This is a genomic window from uncultured Corynebacterium sp., assembly GCF_902782855.1.
Classification (GTDB): Bacteria; Actinomycetota; Actinomycetes; order Mycobacteriales; family Mycobacteriaceae; genus Corynebacterium.
The window spans coordinates 1-6,295 of record NZ_CACZOO010000253.1 but is presented as its reverse complement, the minus strand read 5'-3'; the positions used below and the strand labels follow the sequence as shown (position 1 = coordinate 6,295).

Below are 6,295 nucleotides of genomic sequence, written 5' to 3'. Positions count from 1 at the left end.
GGCGCGGCGGGTGAGGTCAGGGGTGATGACGTGTCCGCGGGCGGCCATCGACTCGAGCTCCCGCAGGACACGACGCGCGCGGGACACCTGGGCCGCCTCGCCGCGCAGGGTGACATGGTTGCCGCGGCTCAGCAGATCGGCGGCGACATGGTCCTCGATGATGCGCAGGTTCTCGTCGGCGGTGCCGGCGACGGCCTGAGCGGTGTCCGGGTCGAGGTCGACCGTGGTGGAGGCGATACGCCTCGGTGGTTGTTTCACATTTCTCCTGTGTACGTCTTCCGACCGTTGCAGTCTATCGCGCCCATCGGTCGGTGAGCACGCCGATCGCACCGAGGGCGATCGCCGCCGCGCTGGCCGTCCGGTAGACCTCGTGGCCGAGGACCACGGACCGCCCGCCGAGCGCCTCCACCGCGGTGATCTCCCGCGCACTGACCCCACCCTCCGGCCCGATGACCAGGACGATCTCCTCGACATCGAGGTCAACCTGCGCCAGTGGGGTGGCAGCCTCCTCGTGGAGGACGAGCAGCCGCACCGGCCCGGCGGGGAGCACGAGGTCGGCGATGTCGGTGAGCAGGTCACCGACGCAGGCACCGTCGAGTCGGCGGGACTGCTTCATCGCGGAGACCGCCGCAGCCTCCCACTTCGCCCGGGCCTTCCCCGCCTTACCGGGCTTACCGTCCCACTTCGCGATACAGCGGTCGGACTGCCACGGGATGATCCGGTCCGCTCCCGCCTGCACCGCCAGGTCGACGGCGAGTTCGGACCGTTCGGACTTCGGGATCGCCTGGACGATGGTGACCCGTGGACGCGGCGTCCGCCTCGGAAGGACACCCGTGCCGGTCACAGACTCCCCCACGCCGAAGAACGCGGTCACTCCGAGCCCGGAACCGTCGGTGAGCACCACCGGTTCCCCGGCACGGAGGCGTTTGACGGCGGCGTGCCTCGCCTCCGCCTCCGGCAGGAAAAACGTTCCGCTCTCCCCGACCCGATTCAGCTGGTCGGCGAGATCCGGGACGAGGAAGACGGGATCGGTCACCGGTTACCTGCCGAACTTCCCGCGCAGCCGGGAGAACAGCCCGCCTGCGCGCTCGTTGTCGGTGGTGCGTACCCCGGCGGTCTCCCCGGACCGCTTCCGCAGATCCTCCAGGAGCTCGCGGGACCGCTTGTCGAGATCGGTGGGCACGGTGACATCGACATGGGCGATGAGGTGTCCGTACCCCTCGCGGCGCAGGTGCGGCATGCCGGCGCCCCTGACCCGGACGACGGCCTCGGGTTGGGTACCGGGTTCCACGGCGACGGTGACCGTCGACCCGTCGAGCATATCGACGTCGACACTGGTGCCCAGGGCGGCCTCGACCATCGGCACGTGGACGGTGACGTGCAGGTCATCGTCCTCACGGACGAAGCAGGGATGCTCTTCGACGTGGACCTCGACGTAGAGGTCACCGGCGGGTCCGCCGCCGGGCCCGACCTCACCCTTGCCGGACATGCGGATGCGCATGCCGTCTCGGATGCCGGCGGGAATGTTCACCGGGATGTCGCGGCGGGCCCTGACCCGGCCGTCGCCGGCGCACTCCTCACAGGGATCGGGGATGATCTCGCCGGTGCCCTGGCAGCGCGGGCACGCCCGGGCCACCTGTACCCGGCCGAGGATCGACTGCTGGATCTCCATGACCTGGCCCTGACCATGGCATGTGGGGCAGGTGTCAGGATCCGACCTCGTCGCCGAGCCGGTGCCGTCGCAGGCGTCACAGACCACGGCGGTGTCCACCGTGACCTCACGCTGGACGCCGGTGAAGCAGTCCTCGAGGGTGAGTTCCATGCGCAGCAGGGCGTCATTGCCCGGGCGGACGCGGGAGGCCCGCGGGCCACCGCCGGTCCCCCCGCCGCCGAAGAAGGCGTCGAAGATATCGCCGAAGCCACCGCCGCCGAAGCCACCGGGGGCACCGCGACCGTAGCCGGGGTCCTCCGGGTCTCCACCGGCGTCAACGATGCGTCGCTTCTCCGGGTCGGTGAGGACCTCCTGCGCCAGTGACACCTCGCGGAACTTCTCCGCGGCCTCCTCAGAGGGATTCACGTCCGGATGGTACTTGCGGGCGAGCCGACGGTAGGCCTTCTTGATCTCGGCGTCCGTCGCGTCATGCTCGATGCCGAGGACGGCGTAGTAGTCACGAGCCAAGGTAATACTGCTTCCTCTGTGTTCTCAGTTGCGGTTCTCCGGGGGCATTCTACTCCCCCACGAGGATCCTGCTGACATAGTGGGCGACGGCCTGCACCGAGCTGATGGTGCCGGGGTAGTCCAGGTACGTCGGCCCGAGCACACCCATGCCACCGAGCACCGCCTCCCGCGTGCCGTAACCGGTGGACACCACCGTCGCGGACTGTAGCTCGGCAGGGGTGTTCTCCTCGCCGATGGTGACCCGGACACTCTGTTCCCCGAGGTCACGGACCCTGGACAACAGCCGAAGAACCACCACCTGCTCCTCCAGGGCGTCGAGTACGCCGTCGAGTTCGCCGATACGGACGATGTTCGGGGTACCGGCGATCATCAGTCGGTCGTTGGGTCGGTTGAGCAGGGTCTCCACCAGCACGGTGGCGCAGGTCAGCGCGGCGTCCTGCAGCTCGGCAGGGACGCTCGGATCATCGCCGGCGGCCATTGCAGCGATCTCCGCTGACGCGTCGTCGAGAGTGTGACCGACGAGGGTGTCGTTGATCAGCGCACGCAGCCGGGGCAGATCGTCGGCGGGCAGCGCAGCGGCGAGGTCGACATTGCGCTGGTCGACCTGGCCGGTGTCGGTGATGAGCACGAGCAACAGGCGGGTGTCGGCGAGCTGCACGACCTCGCAGTGCTTCACCCGGCCGCGGCGCAGGTCCGGCAGCTGGGCGACGGCGACCTGGCGGGTGAGCTGGGCGAGCAGCTGCACACTGCGGCGCAGCACGTCCTCCATGTCCACCCCGTCCTCCAGGAACCTGAGGATCGCCCGTCGCTCAGGCGGGCTCAGCGGCTTGATCCGGTGGATGCCGTCGACGAAGACCCGGTAGGCCTTCTCGGTGGGGATCCGCCCGGAGCTGGCGTGCTGCTGCGTGATGAATCCGTCGGACTCGAGCACAGCCATGTCGTTGCGCACCGTCGCCGAGGACACCCCGAGACCGTGGCGCTCCACCAGCGCCTTCGAACCGACCGGTTCCTGGGTGGAGATGAAGTCGGCGACGATGGCCCGCAGGACCTCGCCGCGGCGTTGATCCGCCGTGCTCACTTTCGCCATGGCCGACAGTCTAGTCGTCCTCCTCCACGAGGATGTCGGTGATGATCCCGTCCGCGAGCAGGCGTCCGGCGTCGGTCAGCCGGGTCCGCCCGTCAACCCGTTCCAACAGTCCCAGGCCGATGTGGCGGGCGACGGCCCGCGGGGCGTGGGCGACCACCTCGTCCGGCAGCCCCTCGGCCAGCCGCAGGCCCGTCATGATCCTCTCGGTGTGCACGTCGGCGGCACTCAGCGGCTCGGTGCTCACCACCGGGGAGTTGCCGGCCGACAACGCTTCCGCGTACCGTCGCGGCAGTTTCGCGTTGACCAGGCGTGTGGTCCCCGCACTCCCGTGCAGGCGGACGCAGCCGTGGGCGCCGGGACCGGCCCCCCACCACTGCCCACCTCGCCAGTACACGAGGTTGTGCCGGCACTCTCCACCTGGCCGGCACCAGTTGGAGACCTCGTACCAGCCCATCCCGGCGTCCCGCAGGGCAGCGTCGATCATCTCGTAGCGGTCGGCGTAGGTGTCCTCGTCAGGGGCGGGCAGCTGACCCTTGCGCACCTTGCGGGCCATCGCTGTACCGTCCTCGACGATGAGGGAGTAGGCCGAGACGTGGTCCACCCCGGTGTCCAGCGCGGCATCGATACTGCGCCGCAGGTCGTCGTCGGTCTCGGTCGGAGTGCCGTAGATGAGGTCGAGGTTGACGTGGTCGAACCCTGCGGCGAGCGCCTCGGTCGCGGCGGCGGTCGCCCGGCCCGGCGTGTGGTTGCGTTCCAGCACCTTGAGGACACGGGCGGACGCCGACTGCATGCCGAGCGAGATCCGCGTGTACCCCGCCTCGAGCAGGGCGTCGAAGAACTCCGGGGAAGTGGATTCCGGGTTCGACTCGGTGGTCACCTCGGCACCGGCCGCCAGGCCGAGGCTGCGTCGCACGGCCCCCAGCACACGGGACAGCCCGTCCGCACCGAGCAGTGACGGCGTCCCCCCACCGAGGAAGACGGTGGACGGCGGCCCGGGCCGGTCCCATTCCCCGGCCGCCCGGTCCAGTTCCGCTTCCAGGGCGTCGAGGTAGGTCCCGACGGACGAGGTGCCGTCCTCGCCGGGGGTGTAGGTGTTGAAGTCACAGTATCCGCAGCGGGTGGTGCAGAACGGGACGTGAATGTACAGGCCGGTGTCCACGGGGGTGAGGGTACTCACCCGGCCGCGGAACGGCGACGCCGGGCCCGGACGCGGGCCAGCACCCGTTCAACCCGGGCCCGGTCGACGAGGAACTCAGGGGGAGCCTCCCCGCGCATCTCGGCGACCAGGACGGGGTGGTCACCGATGACGTCCCTCCTCCAGGCCGCGACGGTCTGCCGGGTGAGTGCCCAGGACCGCGCGAAAGCCTGCGGTAGCAGCACGGTCTGGTGTTCGACCGCCTCCTTCGTCTGTGCGACGACCCATTCCGCGAGCTCGGCGAGGTCCGCGGTGAGCACGGTGTTCCGGTGGCGCAACGACACTCTCAGCGTGGCGGTGCTGACGACCGGCCCCCTCGGCGCCACCGGCGGCGCGGTCGACGGAGGCGGGTCCTGGTGCGGGTGCAGGAAGGAGAGGGTGCGACCCGGGTGGTAGTAGTTGTCCTCCGAGGCGGACAGGGTGCCGGAGTTCACCCCGGACACGAAGGCCTGGCGCAGACCGTTCATCTCGGCGAGGTACTGACGGACTTCACCGCGCCCCTGGTCGACCACGCCCGCGAGTTCGTGCATGCAGTCGTCGACCAGTTCGGCGTCCCAGTCGGTCATGGACGCGGCGACGTTGTCGATGCCCTCCGCGATCTCGTCGCCGATGTCGTACACCCCCTGGGTGAGGTCGCGGAGACGCAGGCGCGCGGCATCGTGCACGTCGGTCTCCTCTCGTCAGGGGTCGTGCCGGTGATCGAACGTGACAACCATAGGACAGCGAACACCCCGGCACCGGGAGGCGGGGCCGGGGTGGGACGGGTGTGAATGATGTGTCAGTTGGAGGTGTAGATCCAGGCGATGTCGTCCGCGAAGTGCTGGGAGACGGCGAACCGCTTGACCTTCATCGAGGGGGTCATCTCGCCCTTCTCCTCGGAGAAGTCCCGACGGCAGATCCGGAACTTCTTGATCCCCTCGGCGTGCGACACGGTGTCGTTCGCCTCATTGATCGCGTCCTGGATCTCGGCACGCAGCACCGGGTTCTTCGCCAGCTCGAGGACGCCGGTGTGCTCCGGCACGTTGTTGCGTCGGCGCCAGGCCGGCAGCGCCTCCTCATCGAGGGTGATGAGACAGCCGATGAACTTCTGGTCGTCGCCGACGACCATGGCCTGGGAGATCAGCGGGGCGGAGCGCAGGATGTCCTCCAGCGGGCCCGGCGAGACGTTCTTGCCACCGGCGGTGACGATGATCTCCTTCTTCCGTCCGGTGATCTTCAGGTGGCCGGTGGGCAGCAGGGAACCGAGGTCGCCGGAGCGCAGGAAGCCGTCATCGTCGAAGCTGTCCTTCGTGGCCTGCTCATTGTTCCAGTAGCCGTCGAAGACGACGACGCCCTTCATGAGAATCTCCCCGTCCTCGGCGATACGGACGGTGTTTCCGCCGACCGGCTTGCCGACGGTGCCGATGATGTTGTCGGGCTCGAAGTTCACCGCGATGGCCGCGGTGGTCTCGGTCATGCCGTAGCCCTCGTAGATCCGGACGCCGATACCACGGAAGAAATGCGTGAGCTCGGGGTTCAGCGCGGAACCGCCGGAGATGCAGTACTGCAGCGCCCCGCCCATCGCGGCGCGGACCTTACCGTAGACGAGCTTGTCGAACAGGGCACGGCGGGCCCTGAGCAGGGGGCCGGGTCCCTCCGTGGTGTCGAGCGCCTTGGAGTACTCGATGGCGGTCTTCTCGGCGAGCGGGAAGATCTTCGCCCCGACGCCGCCACCGTCGACGGCCTTCGCCTTCACACCGGCGTGGACCTTCTCGAAGACGCGGGGGACGCCGAGGATGAGGTGCGGCTGGGCCCGGGCGAACTCGGGGACCAGGGTGGACATCTCCGACCAGTG

At 69.2% G+C, this 6,295-nt stretch carries 6 protein-coding genes and 1 pseudogene; all 7 read right to left on the bottom strand.

Going from position 1 to position 6,295, the window contains the following annotated elements:
• Positions 1 to 258 (bottom strand): annotated as a pseudogene (locus QZV72_RS10385) (PhoH family protein); the annotation flags it as partial.
• A gap of 34 nt (positions 259 to 292) precedes the next feature.
• Positions 293 to 1,036, bottom strand: a complete 744-nt coding sequence (locus tag QZV72_RS10380) for a 16S rRNA (uracil(1498)-N(3))-methyltransferase (RefSeq protein WP_297008225.1) — start codon at positions 1,034 to 1,036, stop codon at positions 293 to 295.
• A 3-nt stretch (positions 1,037 to 1,039) separates the two neighbouring features.
• Positions 1,040 to 2,179, bottom strand: coding sequence for a molecular chaperone DnaJ (gene dnaJ, locus QZV72_RS10375; protein WP_297008222.1), 1,140 nt, complete (start codon positions 2,177 to 2,179; stop codon positions 1,040 to 1,042).
• A 49-nt stretch (positions 2,180 to 2,228) separates the two neighbouring features.
• Positions 2,229 to 3,266, bottom strand: a complete 1,038-nt coding sequence (hrcA, locus tag QZV72_RS10370) for a heat-inducible transcriptional repressor HrcA (RefSeq protein ID WP_297008219.1) — start codon at positions 3,264 to 3,266, stop codon at positions 2,229 to 2,231.
• A 10-nt stretch (positions 3,267 to 3,276) separates the two neighbouring features.
• A complete protein-coding gene (gene hemW, locus QZV72_RS10365; protein WP_297008216.1) occupies positions 3,277 to 4,425 on the bottom strand; it encodes a radical SAM family heme chaperone HemW in 1,149 nt (382 codons plus the stop codon).
• Between the two features lie 14 nt (positions 4,426 to 4,439).
• The gene (locus tag QZV72_RS10360; protein ID WP_297008214.1) at positions 4,440 to 5,126 is read right to left on the bottom strand and encodes a hypothetical protein; all 687 of its coding nucleotides are present in this window, start codon (positions 5,124 to 5,126) and stop codon (positions 4,440 to 4,442) included.
• A 113-nt stretch (positions 5,127 to 5,239) separates the two neighbouring features.
• Positions 5,240 to 6,295 (bottom strand): long-chain fatty acid--CoA ligase (locus QZV72_RS10355; RefSeq protein ID WP_297008212.1); only part of this gene is annotated, 1,056 nt, incomplete at its 5' end.